Here is an 18,264-nt window from a genome sequence, read left to right as displayed (position 1 = left end):
AAGGTGCCACCCTGGCAAGTCGCGGGACCTCACCCGGCAGGTTGGGTGTGCTCTGCGCGGCGGGCGGCTGCGATTCACCGCAACAAGCCACTGCAGTCACCGAGATCACTTGTGTCACTATAGTTTTCTATGGGTATTTTCTGTCAGTGCGCTCCATTAGTTTTGCAACTATGAGATCGGTGCGGTTGTTAACTGGAAAGCGATCACAGCTGCGTTTGATGCGTTGGACAGGGCGACTGCGCTGGACGTCGACGCGTTGACCAGACCGGAACGGTTGACGTTGTTGGAGCGTTGCTAGCGCGTGCGCCGTCGGTTGCCCGCAGTGCGGCATCCACTGATCAATTTCATTGCCCACCAAGCCACCCCCGAAGAGCTGGACAGCACGCTCTCGCACGCGATCGACAAGTAGACACTGATCAGCGGTGCCGAAGCGTGCCGACGTATCCGGTAGGCCGCCAATCATCGGCGAAGCGCTGACACCCGCACTGGCCACCACAGCCACAGCGCAGCGCGCCAGACGGCTCGGCAGTATCCAAGTCGCGATGATCCCACCCATGTGCCACCAACTGCCCGGCTGAGCGGACAGAACGACCCATTGTAGGGTATTGAAATCAATAAGGACAAGCAAGACAACGATTTTCGTCCCGAACAACTGGCCGAGCTGGCCGACTGCCTCAACCCAGATGGCACCTATAGCAACAACGACCGCGCACGGCGACGCTAACTAACCTTGGACAAGCAAGAAGCCAACAGCATATCGGCGCTGCGCGGCGTGACCACCCCCGAATTACGCACCACTTTATGAAGCGGTGCTACCCAAACTGGCCACCACCGCTAAACAGGACATCAACAAAAACACCCGAGACCCCACGCATCATAATCATGATGGGATCGATACCGCGTTGCACGCCCCGCTGGAGTCGGAAAAATTGCTCCAGCACAACATGCTACCGGAATCCATCATCGTCACAACGACACTGAGTGAGCTGGAGGACACCGCCGACAAGGTACTCACCGGCTGCGGCAGCAGCTTACCCATGAGTAACGTGATACACCTGACACAGCAGGCCCGCCATCATTCAATAAAGACCTAAAGCCCTGGCGATCTACCACACCAAGCGACTAGCCCCCGGCACATCGAATCGCTGTTGTACGCCAAGGACCGTGACTGCACCGCGCCGGGATACACCGTACCCGACTACTACTACTACTGGGAAGTTCACCACATCACCGCTTACAACCACCTACCGCACCACCAACATCAACAACCTGACCGTTTGGCCGCGGCCCCCAACACCACCTCCCAAACCCAGCGGCTGAACCACACGAAAACACACCAACAGCAACACCCAATCCAATGAATCCCACCCCCCACTTAGACCACGACCAACCCAAAACCAACACCTTCTGACACCCCGAAAACTCCTGCACGACGGAAACGACAACACAGCATAGCGAATCCCACTTCCGTGATGAGTAACGTGAGCTGGATGAAGGACGAATACCGCTGTCTGGTGTTGATGCGGCATGCGAAGTCGTCGTACCCACGGGGTTTCCCAGACCACATAGCCGACCATGACCGGAGGCTAGCACCCCGCGGGGTCAGGGAAGCTAGCCTGGCAGGTGGTTGGCTTCGCACCAACGTGCCTGCTATAGAAAAAGTGCTGTGTTCAACGGCTATGCGCGCCCGGGAGACCTTGACACACAGCGGCATCGAGGCCCCAGTACGCTACACCGAGCGACTCTACAGGGCCGACCCAGACACAGTGATCAAGGAGATCAAGGCGATTAGCGACGAGGTCACCACGTCACTCATCGTCAGCCATGAACCAACGATATCTGCCGTAGCGCTCGCCCTGACCGGCTCGGGGACCAACAATGACGCCGCCCAACGCATTTCGACGAAATTCCCGACGTCAGGGATCGCAGTGCTCAATGTAGCTGGTCGCTGGCAACACCTCGAACTAGAGAGTGCAGAGCTGGTCGCCTTCCACGTACCGCGCTGAACTTAGTTTAGGAGTTGGTAGCCAGCGTTAACTCCATAAGCTTGATGGCCTGCCCACAGGCATCAATACCGGATGCCTGAGGATTGATCCACCAACCGACCACTCCCGCCGCATCGCTGGCGACACCGCACGCACCATTCGGGTCATCCGGGCGCATCACAATCGAATCCACACCCGCGATCGAACGGTTCTCAACCTTGTACTTCAAGAAGTCAGCCACCTTGCGCTCGTTGGCGAGGCTGCCCTGTTCGAACCAAAACCGGGTGATGTCGATCAGACTCGCCGGATTGGCTGCCTGCCATCGGCAGATGGCGCCGACAAACGTACTCTGAATGTCAAGCGAATCAGCACCCACCGTCTTAGCTAGGATGTCGGTGGTCAGCACCTCGCACTCCTTGAGTAGGTTCGGGTATTGCTGCTGGGAATTATTGTTGCGTGGGACGTCATGGGAGCCCGCTTTGACCGCCGTACCTCCAATTGACCTGGAACAACCGGTCACGACCAGCGCCGCACTAACCAGCACAGCGACACCGGCAAAAACGCTTCGCCTACCCCGCACGCTGAGACGCATCCGCTCCATCATTTCGAGTTAGCAATCGACTGGCGAGTCAGTTCCTTAGCGATGCCGCATGGCGACGGGAATGGCTTTTGGCTGAAACTGACCGACCATTCGATGAAGTCATCCTGGAACTGGATTCCAACTTCGCAGAGCGAATCGCCCAAGCTGGGCTCGTTTCCGACCGCTATGAAACCGCTGTGGCCGTTGATATTGATATCGTCAACGCTCGCCCGTGACAGCTCCTCGGTCTTGCGTTCACGCCCAATCGGGCTGCCGCGATACCATGAAAACGAAAAGTGCGGGCCAACGATACCGCCACCGGCCAGCCACTGGCAACCCACCGAATTCCGGGCGGTGTTCGTCAACCCGGTAACCTTCGTTAGCTGCGACATCGTCTGATCGCTGATACCCCCGCATCGCGGGAACATTGGGCCATGATGGCCCTCCGTATTCCCAGGCGTCGACGATATCGTCCCGACCGACTTGTTAGAGCCTGCATTGGAGCACCCCGCAACCATCGGAATCACAATCATCAGCTCTATCAACCCCCGAGCCGCCAGGGCCAACGCCCTCACGTCACATCGCACTGCGGCTGCCCTCTTGCTGAGCCTGCTGCTGGTCCACAGGATGCACTGTAACGTCAGCCCAGCGAGTCAACCACCGACACACCACCTGATCAGGCATTTCCATCTCCTTCGCAACGGCGTCGTCAGCACCGAACCATCTGGCGGCGGTGGCGACTCGAACGCGTGTCATGTGCGACAGTTACCAAATGCTCCTGGCACTGCTGCGTCAGTACATCCGACCGTACCGCCGACTAGTCGCGGTGCTAATGGTGCTGCAGCTGGTCAGCACCCTGGCATCGCTGTACCTCCCGACGATCAACGCGGCAATCATCGACGACGGCGTCTCCAAAGGCAACACCGCAATCATCGTCAGGCTCGGCATAGTGATGCTGGCTGTCACCGGATTGCAGGCGTTGTGCTCGGTCGGAGCGGTCTATTTCGGCTCGCGGACCGGAATGAGTTTTGGTCGTGACCTGCGCTCGGCGATGTTCGATCACATCACCACGTTCTCCGAACGAGAAACCGCGCGATTCGGGGCCCCGACATTGTTGACTCGAACCACTAACGATGTCCGGCAGATCCAGTACTTGGTTCAGATATCCGGCACCGTGCTGGTGACCCCACCGATCATGTGCATCGGCGGCATCGTCATGGCTATTTACCAGGAGGCTGCGCTGACCTGGCTGTTGCTGGTCAGCGTCCCGATCCTGGCGGTAACGAACTACTGGATTATTTCGCATATGCTACCGCTCTTCCGCAGCATGCAAAGTTTGATCGACGACATCAATCGCGTAATGCGCGACCAGTTGGCCGGCATCAGAGTGATCCGGGCTTTCACCCGTGAATCCTTTGAGCGCAACAGGTTTGAGCGGGCCAATATCGCGCTCTCGAACGCCGCTCTCAACGCAGGTAACTGGCAAGCGCTGATGCTGCCAACCACCGCGCTGACTATCAATGTGTCCAGTGTCGCGTTGATCTGGTTCGGCGGGCTGCGCATAGACAGCGGCCAGATGCAAATCGGTTCGCTGGCCGCCTTCCTGACCTACTTCACCCAAATCCTGATGGCGGTATTGATGGCGACCATGGCATTGGTGGTGTTGCCCCGCGCATCGGTGTGTGCACAACGAATCACCGAAGTATTGTCCACCCGCCCCGCCGTTGGCAACCCACCATGCCCTCACATCCCGCGCGGTAAAGTTACCGGCGTGGTGCGCCTGGACGGCGTTACGTTCACCTATCCTGGAACCAATCATCCAGCGCTACAAGATATCTCGTTTACTGCGCTGCCGGGTACCACGACAGCAGTGGTCGGTAGCACCGGTTCGGGCAAGTCGACGCTGGTGGCGCTAATCTGCCGGCTGTATGACGTGACCGCCGGCGCGGTCCTGGTCGACGAGGTTGATGTCCGTAACTACAACGCCGAACGGCTCTGGTCGGTAATCGGGCTGGTACCGCAACGTTGCTACCTGTTCTCCGGCACCGTCGCCGACAACCTACGCTACGGCGCGACCCCCGGGCAGGTGATCACTGACGACCAAATGTGGGAAGCACTGCACATGGCCGACGCCGAAGAATTCATCCGGGCACACAACGACGGGCTACACATGCGGGTCGCCCAAGGCGGAATCAACTTCTCTGGTGGGCAACGGCAACGGTTGGCAATTGCGCGGGCCATCATTCGTCATCCGACTATCTATCTGTTCGACGACGCGTTCTCCGCACTCGACGTACACACCGACTCACGGGTCAGCAAATCGCTGCGCGAGATGTTCCGTGACGTCACAATTATCGTTGTTACACAGCGAATTTCTACTGCGGCACAGGCTGACCAAGTGATCGTTGTCGACGACGGGAAACTGGCGGGTTCGGGCACCCATGAGTCGCTGTTGGCTGACTGCACTATCTATGCGGAGTTTGCCTACTCGCAGTCGTTCGGTGGCGGCGTCAGAGATTCGCAGTGACCATGGCCACTGCCCCGGCCACTCGGTCCTGCGACTTCTATTGTACAATTCGGCGTTTGCTGAAACAGCTAGTGCCACAACGTCGGTTAAGCCTCACGGTGATAACACTCGGCATCACCGGCACAGCGATCGGGATCATCGTTCCGTGGGTCCTCGGTCACACCACCGACCTACTCTTCAACGGCGTCATCGGGCGACAGCTACCTAAGGGAATCAGCAAAACGCAGGCTGTCGCTGCAGCCCGGACCCGTGGTGACAATGCCTTAGCCGACTTACTGTCGGGGATGAACCTGGTCCCAGGCCAAGGTGTGGACTTCGTTGCGGTGGGCAGAACTCTGGGACTGGCGCTGTCTCTGTATTTGGTTTACACACTGCTGACTTGGGCACAAGCCCGGTTACTCAACGTCACCGTGCAGCGCATCATGTTCGCGCTACGGTCCGACGTCGAAGACAAAGTGCACCGGCTGCCGCTGTCCTACTGCGACACACGGCAGCGCGGTGAACTACTGAGCCGGGTCACCAACGATATCGACAATCTTCAATCATCACTGTCGATAACACTCAGCCAGCTGTTGACGTCGCTTTTGACAGTGGTGGCGGTGCTGGTAGTGATGGTGTCGGTCTCGCCGTTGCTGGCGCTAGTTGCGTTGCTGACAGTGCCTATGTCGCTACTAGCCACACGAGCGATAGCGCAACGTTCGCAGCAGCTGTTCGTGGCTCAGTGGACGAGCGCCGGACGTCTCAACGCCCATATCGAAGAGACCTACAGCGGGTTAACAGTGGTCAAGACGTTCGGCCACCAGACCGCAGCGCGAGAACAGTTCCGCAACGTCAACAATGACGTCTACCAGGCTAGTTTCAGCGCCCAGTTCTTCTCCGGTCTGGTGTCACCGGCTACGATGTTCATTAGCAACTTGGGATACGTTGTGGTCGCTGCGCTGGGAGGCCTACAGGTAGCCACTGGACACATCACGCTTGGCAATATCCAGGCCTTCATTCAATATGTCCGGCAGTTCAATATGCCGCTGAGCCAGGTGGCGGGGATATATAATACCCTGCAATCCGGGTTGGCCAGTGCTGAGAGGGTTTTCGACCTGCTAGACGAGCCCGAGGAACTGCCAGACCCTATGCTAGCTTTGCCGCCACCCCATGGTCAGGTGCCACGCATTAACGGGCGCGTGGAGTTTCAGCAGGTGAGCTTCGCGTATCGCACGGGCACCCCGGTGATCGACGACCTATCAATGGTGGTCGAACCGGGCAGCACGGTAGCGATCGTCGGACCGACCGGAGCGGGTAAAACCACCTTAGTGAACCTGCTCATGCGGTTCTACGATGTGGATTCTGGCCAAATCCTGATCGACGGGGTCGATATCACTACGGTGAGCAGACATGCGCTGCGATCACGAATCGGCATGGTGCTGCAAGACGCCTGGCTGTTCGACGGGACGATCGCTGAAAACATTGCCTACGGACGACCGCAGGCCAGCGAAGACGAGGTGATGGAAGCCGCCAAGGCAGCCTATGTAGACCGGTTTGTACACACCCTGTCGGCCGGCTACCAGACCCGGGTTAGCGGAGACGGTGACAACATCAGCGCCGGCGAGAAGCAACTCATCACCATCGCACGCGCATTCCTGGCCCGGCCACAGCTATTGATCCTGGACGAAGCAACCAGCTCAATCGATACCCGCACCGAGGCCCTGATTGCGCGCGCCACCCACGATCTTCTCCAGGATCGAACAAGTTTTATTATCGCACACCATCTTCCAACTATCCGCGATGCGGATCACATCCTGGTGGTAGCGGCTGGCAAGATCGTTGAGCAAGGCAGCCACGCCAAGCTGCTGGCCCGGCGAGGGGCGTATTACCGGATGACCCAAGCTTAAGTGCGACCTTAGCCAGCTAAACCGAGGTGGCCTACGAGACCAACACGGATGCGGTGACGACCGACGTCAACGAATTTCACTGAATCATCGAATTCAACGCCTTAGAGACCATCAGGTAATAAGCTAACCTCACCGCGACGTCCTTCCTTCGCCCAGTAGCCCTCGTATTCGACGTCAAACTCTGCGATCCACGGAGCGTATTGCCCGAAAATATTGTCCTGCTGTCTCAGCATACTCTCTCAACGCAGTTAGGAGTGAGCTAGTTTGCGGATGAACCATCTCCTTCCCGCGCAGTGGGTATAGGCGTCGCTCCTGAGCTTCATCGGTGATCCTCATCCGTTCTGACCAGGTCTCTCCTCAGAATCACGAGACCCGACCTTCCATGCGGACCTCGCTTTCTTCCTTGCCTGGGCTCTCGGGTTCAGGGCACTTGCCGATGACCGTGATCTCTTCGCGGTCGACGATGACCATGGGATCGCCGTCTAACTAGTCATCGGGAAGGCGGCCAGCGAACCATTCCACCACGCTGCTGGCATCGGGTTGCGTAGCCTGCTGCTAGCCCCAGGGCAACCATATCGGCGCCCATGCGTGCGATATTGCTTCATAATTACATCATTACGTGTTATATCCGTAGCAACGTTGCGGTCACCGACGGCGAACATAAAACCGTTGCCAGCGCCAATGTCTCGGCACCGGTGAAACTGCCGCCCGAAACCAGTCGCAGCAGCAGAATAACCCACAGCTCGACCAGCGCACCGGCCACCACACCAATGAGTAGCCCGGTTGTTCGGCAGTCAGCACGAACGAGTGCGCTCAGTGCATACATAAAAGCGTTGCTATCAGGGGCGTGATGTTGCATTCTTTGGTAGCAAAGCAGACTTAGAAGCAACCCATCCAAAGTGCCGAAAAACGGGAGAGAACCGGCCGTATAGGACTAATGCAGGATGGCAGTCAGACGTCCCCAGAGGCGCTCCGGGCCTGGCCTACTTGTACGCCGAATCAACCAGCTAGTCGTTCGCCACAGCAATCTTTTGGTCACGCCAAGCTAAGCAAGTCAGCGACGTGTAGGGCGTTTTAGGAGGCGCTGGGAACGGATCTGAGGCAGGTCCGACTTGTCGAATCCATCGCCCTCGCCGGACTCGAAAGAGTGTGACCTCACTCTTGATGCCCATGAGGAGACTTAGACCGGCGTATGAACAGTGAAATGTCGCGGCTCTGCAACCAGCACGATACCCAGCCATTCCACCCCAGTGACCCAGTTCGTCATATTTTACCGGACTACCAAACCAATCGTCGGCCCTGCTCACCACCACCCCGGAGGCCACTCCCGCGCACAATCGAGGCAAGTAGTTGTCGGTGCTGATAGCTTCAGCACCACATCCAGTCACGGCACCAGATCGGGGTAGACGAACATCACTGCGTCGCCAATCGTTTTGATGTAGCGCACCGGCAGGACTGTCAGATTACGCGCGAGCTCACCCCGTCTACCGGTGAGTTTCCCCAGCTCCTCTCCTGTAACCACCTCATACAGTCGGGTAAAACCAACGAGATCGGCAGCAAGCGACAGTCACCCGACGCGCATACGGCAGTGGGGTTACAGCAACTCGCTCCCCGCACTGACCGCTTCAGTCTTCATCATGTTCCACAACTGCATGAACATGTATGTCCTGAACCATCGGGCCGAGCATCGGCACGACCCAGCTAAACAGCTCTCGCAACCTTGTGGCAATCTCTAGCTTCGTGATTTCTGAGTACATGATCGCAGCCAAGGCATTGTAACGCATCACTTCGGCAGCATGTGACAGGCCCCTCAGGAAGATCCGCACGTTGAGCACAACGTGATCGGGATCCAGCCCAAGCTCAATGAACCGCTGTCCATGTGCGGCCACCTCACCGTCTGCGCACATGTGCACGGCTGCATCGAGATCATTCATGCTGACGAGTCTGATGGCGCGCTGCACACGCTATAGCAACACCAAGTCAACTATTGTGCCGCTCGCTGATCTCGCGCGCCGAAACGTAGGTGCCGTCATCCCCAACAAGGTGGCCGGGTAGCTATTAGTAGCGGCGGGCTTGTCGGCCTGATCGCGCTGACAGTAATATACACTCGGTTGACTCGGCCCGGCGCTTGCCAAACCGACGAGCAGATCCTCGATGTTCTGAGCAACCGTGTCGTCCACCCCTGTCAACGTATAACGACAACGCACAATCGTACGACTTGATCAGCGCGACGAGCTGGTGTGCTGTAACTACCATCCAATGGGTGCAACGGCACCTGGGTTCCACTGTGCCAGGTGGCTTTGACGTCGTACAGCCCAGCGTAGGTCGTAGTCGCCTACACCGTAGGCAACCGCCAACAGATCAACGTCATAACCCGGTGCGCTACGACCTTTACGGTGGCCCAGCCCACATCTAGCAGCGGCCATAACTCAAGTCAGCACCTCTGCCAGGTCGGGACAGATCCGCCAGATTTTGAGGCAACATGTTATGGGGTTTTTCAGGACTGACACCAGCATCGGTAGACAAGGCTACATGCGCACAGGAATCCATGAGCTGGCCGGTGTTTCAGCAGGTAACCGCCCGATTGACACGATGTTTTCTGCTATACCCCGGGTGCACACCAGCAAGCGTCACACCACACCTCCTGGGTGATGATGGCTGCAATGACGTCCAGGCTAGCGACGACATCATTTTCGCTAAAAAACGTTGCAGTGCTCGATCCTATCCACACCCGCGGCGAACGCTTCGGCGATCCCAGCGGTGGCGTGTAAAGTCACCGGTAATCCGACCCGATGAGCCTACCTCAACCATCGCGGCCAATTACTCACGATCATACCGCAGCCGCCAAGGAGGGGTGCCGAGCTAGGTGAATCCGCCGGTGGCCATTACCTTGATCCACTCCCCCATGCGGTCCACTCCTGCACCGCATCTAATGATGCACCTCGCGCTAGCAGCCTCACCACCGAGGTACCAGCAATTACCGCCGGTGCGAGTCAATCTCAATGATAACACAGCAACCACCAGTTCCGGCCCCACCATGACTTCCTTCCGGCATTCACCCCGCAACAACAAAGTCGCGGTCTCCCAGATCGCGAATTGTAGTAATGCCTGCAGTTAACACGACCTCAGCATGCCATCGTGCCCGCCCACAGCAGCACTTCAGCTGGGTCGCTAGCCAAAACTTGAAGGTGGACCGGTGGGGGTCCAAGCACAGATACGCATTCGCATCCACTAGACCCGGTAACAAAGTCAACTCACCGAGATCGACTAGAGGTATATCCGACGGGCAGACCAGGCCGGCAAAATCGACTACCGAGATTTAATAATACTGAACCAGGATGATGGCGGGTCCGCCATGTAACCGGCACTCGTCAAATACATGATCAGCGCAAATCGCTATGCGTCCTACCGGCCCGGCTGTCACGGCGGGACCGTTGTGAAAACTCGGCGACGAAGCCTTGTGGACAGCATGCGACGGTTCTTTCGACATGTTATGGGGCTACAACCCTTAAACATACAGCGGTGTTAAAGGCAAGCAAGCAGTCGGTATTCTCATGGATACTCCGTGCCAGTAGTGGAATTGATTGGCGCTAGAGCGGGTTTCTGCCTTGCCCCCAAGTTTGGGGGCAAGAAATCGATATGATCTGCCCAGTTGGCTTCCACACCAACTCTCTTTGACATCACATGACCTTACTATTGATGCAGAGATGCCCGCCAGTCATCGGCGCCGGCTCCAGAGTATTGATCCTAGGCGCATGCCCGAGCGCTCACTCACTAGCGAAACAGCAATACTATGCCAATCCGGAAAATGCGTTCTGGTCAATTACCAATGAATTTTTCGGCTTCGAATTAAACGCGCAATATGACGATCGACTGGCGGCCTCGTTAGCCTACGGCGTCGCTCTTTGGGTTGTACTGTACAGCTGTCATTGCGTCGGCAACACGGACTCCGCGATTGAACCGAAAAGATTGGCGATCAACAATTTTTCCGAACTGTTTACCGACTATTCCACCACCACGTTCGTATACTTCAACAGCGCCAAGGCTGCCAAACTGTACTACAGACTTGCGGACCACCATCTAGCCAGGCTGGCAGATCCAGTACCAGCGGCTGCCATCAACCAACACGGCTCACGTCATGCCGCCAGAGACCAACCGGCCACCTGACGAGTAATCGTATTGATCGTGAGCACCATGCAGCCGGGGACAACGGATCGACGCTAACAAATTCGCGCCTCTTAATTACACCGTAGGTCGCCAGTGGGCCCACGGTCATGCGGCCTTGACCTGGGCGGACAACGACAGACAACAGCGTCGCTTCAACGTACGGACGCCCGAAGAACTGCACTGACATCGGTAGACCTTCACCATCCAAATCTCAAGGGATGGCCGTGGCAGGTTGACCGGTCAAATTCCAGATCGGGTAGCATGGAATTTGTTACGCTAATAATAGCAAGTATGGGCCGTGAGCCACGGCGCTGGTAGGAGCCGACACGGGATGGTACGTCGGCAATCAATGCCACAGGGATGACGACGACATCGACGTCGTCGAAGAGCGACTGGATCCGGCGCCTCAGCACCGCTTCTCCAGCGCGAATGGCTGCTATTCGCCAGTCTGAGAAAAATAATCCAAAGCTAGCCAGCACCCAGATGCGTGCTTCGAGCCTGGTCGGGGGTGAGCCTGCGCATCCGCGTCATCGCTAATGCCACGCAAGCAGGCACCGAGGCAAATAGTTCGCATAGCACGCGGGCCGCGGATATTTGTAGGCGCGTATGTCAACGTCGTGTCTCAGCTCGCGAAACAATGCACCGACCTGGCCGATCACTGCCTAGTTCTTCCAGCCCAACCCTAACGGGCAGCGTCAGAACCTTGGTTATATAAGGCAATTCGTAGCTTATCGATAGTGCACGCTGCAGTAGGCATGAACTCGACTTCGGTACCAGGTACCGTTGTCGGCGCGTCAAGGAACAACGTTGCGTCCATCACCAACCGCGTAATCGGACCATCGACGCTGAGTCCATACCACGCCTGGTCGTGCTGCTCTAATGAAAGCCGATCGCGTTGCAGTTTCAGGCCGAACACGCCACACAAGATTAACAGGATACGAATCAACCCACTGCCTTCGTACCCAGTTACCAGCGGAACCAACCCGGCGGCCACAGCGGCGGCACTACCGCCGCTGTGGCCGCTCACCGTGCGCACAGGATCCCACGGGCTTCGGATTGGCCCCGGAGATCAGCGATTCGGCGTACAGCATCATCAACTCAGGCACAGCGGTTTTGCCGATAATGACCGCACCCACCGCGCGCAGCCGACGGACCACTTCTACGTCGAAGATCACCTCCGAATGGTGACCGCCGCTGCCGTACGTCGTTACCTCGCCGGCGACGTCAACACCGACTTTGACCGCGACCGGCACGCCGAGCAGCGGCAGCATATCGGGCTGGCTTAAGCGACCCACGAATGTCTAGCGTGGCGACGTGGTGCATATCCAGCGTGGATAACAGGAGCAGCCACGTTGGGTGGCTGGTACGCGACAGCAAAAGCCAAGTAGATACAGACTACTGACCTGTACGACAACATCTTTAATCTGTCGACCGAGAAGCAGCTTCGGTCCCGATGTGTTGCCGCTATGGGTGGTGGAGATGGACTATCTCACGGCACCGGCGATGCTCGAAGGGGCACTAGCTTGTGTTGAGAACGAGGGGTTCAGTTACCCACTGTTCAGCTAAGACACCGTGACGAGGACGACCGCCGGCTGGTGCCGGCAACGTTACGGCTGACACGTCCAACCCGACTGGATCCGTGTCGGTGACCGATGTCCTTAAGGGAATGGAAGTCGTTTCAACTTCACTCACTTGCCCAGAAAGTACGGTCACGTTGCCTGTGCTTGCCTACATGCCGCTCCTCAGCGTCCTGCAACTCACTGGCCACCAGCGAGCGGAAATCCCAACAGTGCAGCGAGATTCAGGACGCTACGTTCTTGACCCAAACACTCTTGAGGCCGCATTCGTGCGGGGGAAGCGCTAATTTATGGACGCCGCCACCCCGATGTCCTACACAGCCGCCGAAACGATGGTCACGCTGGTATCGACCTGCCAAAGGCAGAACTTTCCCGGCCTGATATGCGCTCAGGTAATCCTGTCCAACAGTCAAGACACCCCAAAATGGAACTGGATCAACACGCTGCACAAAATGGGCACATCCACCGTTGGCATCCATGCTGGCATCGCGGCCTACCAACCTTGAGTGCCGTGGCTAGACGAGCTGAGCAATTACCTGCGAGCGAATTGCGACCACCTAGTGCGGACACTGCCGGAGTTGGTCTCCGGAGTGAAATTAACACCCCGTAGGGCACCTACCTATCCTGGTGGACTTCTTGCGGCCTCAACCTGCCGAGCATTGGCGTTGCGAACGCTAATCCATTCGACACCACGGCAGGCACCGAATTCACGCGGCTGAACTTCGGCACCACCCGTGCAGTACCTTAATCGGACAATCGAGGCGATCGCCATCGGCCTGCAGGAAGTGGTCGCCTGAGCAAACTAGTACCGTAGAGACATGTCCTGCGTGTTCTGTGCGATCCCCGCCGGGAAAGCTCCGGCTGTTCGGATCTACGAAGACGACGACTACCTAGCGATCCTGGACATCCGCCCATTCACCCGTGGCCACACCCTGGTGCTGCCCAAACAACATACCGTAGACCTTATTGACACCACACCGGAGACGTTAATCAAGATGATCGCTATCGGTTCAACGGATCGCGCAGGCCGCCCGCGCGACAGAACTGGCTGACGCGACGAACATCGCGATCAACGATGGCCGAGTCGCCTTTCAGACGATCTTTCTTTCATATTCATCTGCACGTGCTTCCGCGCCGCAACGACGACAAACTATCGGTCCCCAAAGGGATGGTGCTGCTCCGGGACCCGGACCGGGAAACGAAGGGTCGAATCCTGCGGGAAACCCTAGCCCAAATCGATGCGAGCCCGTGAGACTGAGCGAGTATAATTAAAAGAAGCTCTTTCGCTAACGGCTCCAAGGTTGCCAAGCAGTTCGATGCGAGTGGTCTGCACAGCCAGGTAGGTAATCAGTACCGGCGGGCTGGTGGCACCAACAGACAACATGCTGTAGTCTTCGACTACCAGGCGACTACTGAAATTCCGCTGGTTCGCGGTCTGCGTCAGCTGCACGGTAGCCACCAGTGCATGCCTGGACGACTGGTCTGTGCGCACCGGAACGAGATCAAGGACGGAAATACGCCCGATGGAGTCAACGCCCCCGGCCATAAGAATGTTCTCTGCGAGCACACCTCACCCTTCGCTCTAACGCTTGGCATGCGAGCGAACAACCCTGCCGCCCAAGCTAATATGCGGCGTCAGTACCGACGGTACTGACGCCGCATATTAAAACCGTCTTCGGCCTTGTCACTAAACCGAATGTAAGTCGTCCTACAACGTTGATTTACGCCTTGAACTGCGACGATGGGTGACCGTTACGAATGTTTGTAGACAGAAATGCAGTGTGCCGACACCATTAGCCTGCGGCGTCGGATTTTAGCGTGCATATGCGACCGAGTCAAAGCGGGAGCACGTAGCACAAATATCGAAACACAAACGTGAACAACACCAAAGACTAGCCGCAAGGTATGGAGATCGACGACCGTGACATGTAAGCCTTAGCGACGACATGCCAAAAAAATTAGCACAGCTTACAGTTTTTATGCTTGAGCATAATTATGGCCTCAGTACGGTTATCAAACAACCATCACTTCGGCCGTGTCACTAAATCCCAGCTAGCTTCTTGGCGTCACGGAAAATGTCGTCGAGCATTGCCGGCGTCAACCTACCGGTGAACATATTCTGCTGGCTAGGATGGTAACAACCTAGCAAACGCACACCGGCGTACAGTTGCGCTACAACACCGTGGCTGAACCGCGGCTTGCGCATTGCGGATACGCCCGGTAGCCGAAGCACGATCTGCCAGGCAAATCCACCCAGGGCGACGATTGCCCGAACGTACTCGGACACCAACCGCCATTCGGCCTCCAGCCAGGGCGAGCAGGTAACCCACTCCGCCTGCGTCGGAGCGTTGCCCGGCGGCGCGCACCGTACCGGTGCAGTTATCCGAATCTGGTTGGCCTGCAAACCATCTGCTGCGTCCATGCTGATCGGCAAGTTCACCAACCCAGCCCGGTGCAAAGCCGCATACAACTGGTCCCCAGAACGATCTCCGGTGAACATCCGCCCAGTCCGGTTGGCGCCGTGCGCGGCGGGCGCCAGCCCTACGATCAACAGCCGCGGCTGCTCCGATCCCCAGCCCGGCACCGGCCGCCCCCAATACGGCTGGTCGGCGAAGGCTCGGCGTTTGACGACCGCGACCTCCTCACGCCAGTCAACCAACCTTGGGCAGGCTCGGCACACGCTGATCTGTGCATTGAGTTCGGGAATCGAGCCGGCTCCGCCCGATAACACCAAAACCTGCTCGGCGTCGGCGGCAACCGGAGTCCGCGGTGTGGCCAGATCGCCCGGCCAGCCGGTTCCAGGCCCGACAGGAGAACCGAACACCTGACCAGTACCTGGATGGATGAACACACGAACATCGAACCACTCAGCCGCATGGGGCAACGAACAAGCCCTAATTTGCTTTAAAGGGGCCTGAAATTCGGTTGCTCCGCGTGCGGCCTCGCACGCTAATGCAACCCTGCACGAGAAACAACAGCCGCAGCCCGGCGTTACCAACCTGATCCTGTCCGCCGCGTGATGTGGTGTGCGCGGATGATGACATTTCCATCATTGCCTTCCCCTGACTGATGTTTACAACGCGGAAACAGCGCACGGGTCGCGTCGATCATAACCGGATCAACCACACTGCCCTTGCTCGTCTCAACGCTGATAGCCGACACCGCAGTCAACTATTTTGGACGCCGCCGGGTGTCAATTAGTCTCCGATGCGTTGTCTGGCGCAGCAATAGCTGACGTCCCGCGATTGGCGTCGGCTTTTTTGGCGACCAAGCAGTCAACGTTGCGGTGCTGGCTGCGCTCTCAGCTCTAATTCAACCCCACAGAGGTGACGGCTCGCCAGCCAACACTACCCAAGAACGCCACCCGGGCGGGTTGCTCATTGGACCGAGCCGACTACGCTTACGAAGCGATCCTCGACCTGGCGTTTGTGGTCGGACCGGTCGAACCGGGCGTCGGCGGTCTGATGATCACCACGTTGCGGCTCGAAGGCGCCGGTAAGCAGCACCACGCGACCCGACCGCAGGGGCTGGTATCCGGAATCGCCACCAGGCTGCGTTTCATGTGGAGTCTGCGGGTCTTGCACACACTGGCAATGATCGACCTGGCCATCACCGCACTGTACCGGTCGATGGAAAGCATGCTACTTCCGAAATACTTCACCGACCCGACATCAGCCGCAACAGCTAAGGTAGGTATTGTATAGCATTCTACGGCAAGTAGTGTGGTCAGCACGCCCGGCTACGCCGTAGCGTAATAAACACGCGCGCCGGCGCGCGATCATGCTCACAGCAATCCGGACCTTCAGTTCGGCGATGGTGTTAATCACGTTCCTGCCACCGTGACCTATCAAGTCGCGCTGATTGGCCTGCTCGATGAGCTGATGGCGCCAATCTACAATTAAGATGATGCAAACCCGGGGGGCCACATTAAATTTTTTTCCATTTTCGTGACCGGGTGGTCGGGGTGGTGACGGTGCCGTTCGTGTCGCTGGGCCCGTTGAGCCTGCCGCTAGCCGGTTAATTGACCGACTCTCCGGATTGCGAGCAGCGCTTTTGGCGTTGGCGCTACCCAATCCGTGTTAATCAGGCTTGTCTGTGTCAGGTGGCCGTAGCTGCGCGAGCTAGACCACGCACCAGAGTTGGTCGTCGATCCCGGCCCCGTAGGATCGAAGCGTGGGTGTTCTGACCAGCCTTATCGCCGGTCTGCCCGACGGGATGGTAGTCACTGATTCGGCCGTCACCGACGGCTACCGGCATGACCGCGCCTTGGACCCGTCGGCAGGCAAACCGCTGGCCGTGGTTCAGCCACGACGCACTGACGAGGTGCAGACCGTATTACGCTGGGCCAGCGCTAACCGGGTGCCGGTGGTGGCCCGGGGAGCCGGCAGCGGCCTGTCGGGCGGCGCTACTGCACTGGATGACGGGATCGTGCTGTCGACGGAAAAGATGCGCGACATCACGGTAGATCCAGTCACCCGCACCGCGGTTTGTCAGCCCGGCCTGTTCAACGCGGAGGTAAAGAAGGCTGCCGCCGAACACGGGCTGTGGTATCCACCCGATCCGTCGTCGTTCGAGATATGCAGCATTGGTGGCAACGTCGCCACCAATGCCGGCGGACTGTGCTGTGTGAAGTACGGCGTCACAGGCGACTATGTGCTGGGCATCCAGGTGGTGTTGGCCGACGGCACCGCGGTTCGGTTAGGTGGTCCGCGGCTCAAGGACGTTGCAGGACTGAGCCTAACAAAGCTCTTCGTTGGCAGCGAAGGCACGCTGGGCATCATCACGGAAGTGACGCTGCGGCTGTTGCCCACCCAAAACACGTCAAGCATCGTGGTGGCCACCTTCGCTTCGGTCCAGGCAGCTGTCGATGCAGTGTTGGGAGTCGCTGCTCGTCTGCGTCCCGCAATGCTCGAATTTATGGATTCGGTGGCAATCAATGCCGTCGAGGACACCTTCCGAATGGGCCTGGACCGCGAGGCAGCCGCCATGCTAGTGGCAGGCTCCGACGAACTTGGGCACGCAGGCACCGACGAAGCCAAACTGATCGGGGCTGTGTTTGCCGAAAACGGTGCAACACAAGTATCGTCCACGAACGATCCAGACGAGGGCGAGGCGTTTGTTGCCGCCCGACGGTTTTGCATTCCGGCGGTCGAAAGCAAGGGCTCACTGTTGCTCGAAGACGTCGGAGTGCCGCTGCCGGCGCTGGGCAAGTTAGTTACTGGGATCGCTCACATCTCCACCGAGCGCAACCTGATGATTTCGGTGATCGCGCATGCCGGTGACGGCAACACCCACCCGCTGATCGTGTACAACCCCGCCGATGCCACGATGACGGAACGCGCCCATCGCGCGTTCGGAGAAATCATGGACATGGCCGTCGGCCTCGGTGGCACCATCACCGGTGAGCACGGCGTCGGCCGGTTGAAACGACCATGGCTGGACGACTATCTCGGGCCCGACGTGATGGAGCTAAACCAGCGCATCAAGCACGCATTGGACCCCTATGGCATCCTGAATCCCGGCGCGGCGATCTGACCTGCGC

Annotated in this window: 14 protein-coding genes and 4 pseudogenes; 9 read left to right on the top strand and 9 right to left on the bottom strand. The window is 58.1% G+C overall.

Translation table 11 applies throughout. The features are described 5' to 3' along the window. The first annotated feature begins 809 nt into the window (after positions 1-809). On the top strand, positions 810-1,094 hold the full coding sequence (locus ML_RS17905; protein WP_049769866.1) for a DUF222 domain-containing protein: 285 nt from the start codon (positions 810-812) through the stop codon (positions 1,092-1,094). Between the two features lie 396 nt (positions 1,095-1,490). Further along, positions 1,491-2,006, top strand: a complete 516-nt coding sequence (locus tag ML_RS05550; RefSeq protein ID WP_041322613.1) for a SixA phosphatase family protein — start codon at positions 1,491-1,493, stop codon at positions 2,004-2,006. Positions 2,007-2,013: 7 nt separating this feature from the next. Here the strand turns inward: ML_RS05550 and ML_RS05545 are convergent, their stop codons facing one another. Genes ML_RS05545 through ML_RS05535 form a run of 3 tightly spaced genes read right to left on the bottom strand, consistent with a single transcriptional unit; the run spans position 2,014 to position 3,321 of the window. Beyond that, positions 2,014-2,577 (bottom strand): DUF3558 domain-containing protein, encoded by a 564-nt coding sequence (locus tag ML_RS05545; protein WP_010908137.1) that lies wholly within the window; start codon positions 2,575-2,577, stop codon positions 2,014-2,016. An 8-nt stretch (positions 2,578-2,585) separates the two neighbouring features. Next, entirely contained in the window at positions 2,586-3,152 is a 567-nt protein-coding gene (locus tag ML_RS05540; RefSeq protein WP_010908136.1) for a DUF3558 domain-containing protein, read from the bottom strand. Next, positions 3,142-3,321, bottom strand: a complete 180-nt coding sequence (locus ML_RS05535; RefSeq protein WP_041322610.1) for a hypothetical protein — start codon at positions 3,319-3,321, stop codon at positions 3,142-3,144. Before ML_RS05535 ends, ML_RS05540 begins: the two co-directional genes overlap by 11 nt. 16 nt (positions 3,322-3,337) lie before the next feature. Here ML_RS05535 and ML_RS05530 point away from each other — a divergent pair, with 16 nt between their 5' ends. Then, on the top strand, positions 3,338-5,092 hold the full coding sequence (locus tag ML_RS05530; RefSeq protein ID WP_010908135.1) for an ABC transporter ATP-binding protein: 1,755 nt from the start codon (positions 3,338-3,340) through the stop codon (positions 5,090-5,092). 2 nt (positions 5,093-5,094) lie between these two features. Then, on the top strand, positions 5,095-6,978 hold the full coding sequence (locus ML_RS05525; RefSeq protein ID WP_041322608.1) for an ABC transporter ATP-binding protein: 1,884 nt from the start codon (positions 5,095-5,097) through the stop codon (positions 6,976-6,978). A gap of 306 nt (positions 6,979-7,284) precedes the next feature. Here the strand turns inward: ML_RS05525 and ML_RS15635 are convergent. The 3 genes and pseudogenes from ML_RS15635 to ML_RS17900 form a co-directional block, all read right to left on the bottom strand. Further along, positions 7,285-7,583 (bottom strand): annotated as a pseudogene (locus ML_RS15635) (hypothetical protein); the annotation flags it as partial. 17 nt (positions 7,584-7,600) lie between these two features. Beyond that, positions 7,601-7,804 carry a hypothetical protein gene (locus ML_RS05515; RefSeq protein ID WP_041322607.1) on the bottom strand — a complete coding sequence of 68 codons (204 nt, stop codon included), beginning with the start codon at positions 7,802-7,804 and terminating at the stop codon, positions 7,601-7,603. Positions 7,805-8,045: 241 nt separating this feature from the next. Beyond that, positions 8,046-9,127, bottom strand: a pseudogene (locus tag ML_RS17900) (adenylate cyclase regulatory domain-containing protein); the annotation flags it as partial. A 1,535-nt stretch (positions 9,128-10,662) separates the two neighbouring features. Here ML_RS17900 and ML_RS05505 point away from each other — a divergent pair. After that, entirely contained in the window at positions 10,663-11,145 is a 483-nt protein-coding gene (locus ML_RS05505) for a DNA-deoxyinosine glycosylase (protein WP_231846749.1), read from the top strand. A gap of 75 nt (positions 11,146-11,220) precedes the next feature. Here ML_RS05505 and ML_RS19835 read toward each other — a convergent pair. Further along, positions 11,221-12,434, bottom strand: a pseudogene (locus tag ML_RS19835) (amidase family protein); the annotation flags it as partial. 578 nt (positions 12,435-13,012) lie between these two features. Here ML_RS19835 and ML_RS05495 point away from each other — a divergent pair. Then, a complete protein-coding gene (locus ML_RS05495; protein ID WP_049769728.1) occupies positions 13,013-13,228 on the top strand; it encodes a hypothetical protein in 216 nt (71 codons plus the stop codon). A 312-nt stretch (positions 13,229-13,540) separates the two neighbouring features. Beyond that, positions 13,541-13,974 (top strand): annotated as a pseudogene (locus ML_RS05490) (HIT family protein). On the opposite strand, the gene ML_RS05485 reads toward ML_RS05490, so the two are convergent. Continuing rightward, positions 13,948-14,289 (bottom strand): LLM class oxidoreductase, encoded by a 342-nt coding sequence (locus tag ML_RS05485; protein WP_010908133.1) that lies wholly within the window; start codon positions 14,287-14,289, stop codon positions 13,948-13,950. The pseudogene ML_RS05490 and the gene ML_RS05485 sit on opposite strands and share 27 nt — an antisense overlap. Positions 14,290-14,763: 474 nt before the next feature. After that, a complete protein-coding gene (locus ML_RS05480; RefSeq protein WP_197492540.1) occupies positions 14,764-15,573 on the bottom strand; it encodes a uracil-DNA glycosylase in 810 nt (269 codons plus the stop codon). Positions 15,574-16,048: 475 nt separating this feature from the next. Between ML_RS05480 and ML_RS15625 the strand changes: the two genes are divergently transcribed. Together ML_RS15625 and ML_RS05470 are read left to right on the top strand one after the other, a co-directional pair. Then, positions 16,049-16,426, top strand: a complete 378-nt coding sequence (locus ML_RS15625; protein ID WP_231846748.1) for a hypothetical protein — start codon at positions 16,049-16,051, stop codon at positions 16,424-16,426. 511 nt (positions 16,427-16,937) lie between these two features. Continuing rightward, positions 16,938-18,257 (top strand): FAD-binding oxidoreductase, encoded by a 1,320-nt coding sequence (locus tag ML_RS05470; protein ID WP_049769938.1) that lies wholly within the window; start codon positions 16,938-16,940, stop codon positions 18,255-18,257. Positions 18,258-18,264 lie beyond the last annotated feature (7 nt).

The sequence above is a fragment of the Mycobacterium leprae TN genome (assembly GCF_000195855.1).
Classification (GTDB): domain Bacteria; phylum Actinomycetota; class Actinomycetes; order Mycobacteriales; family Mycobacteriaceae; genus Mycobacterium; species Mycobacterium leprae.
The sequence above is the reverse complement of the archived record's forward strand: the minus strand, read 5'-3'. Positions and strand labels throughout refer to the sequence as shown.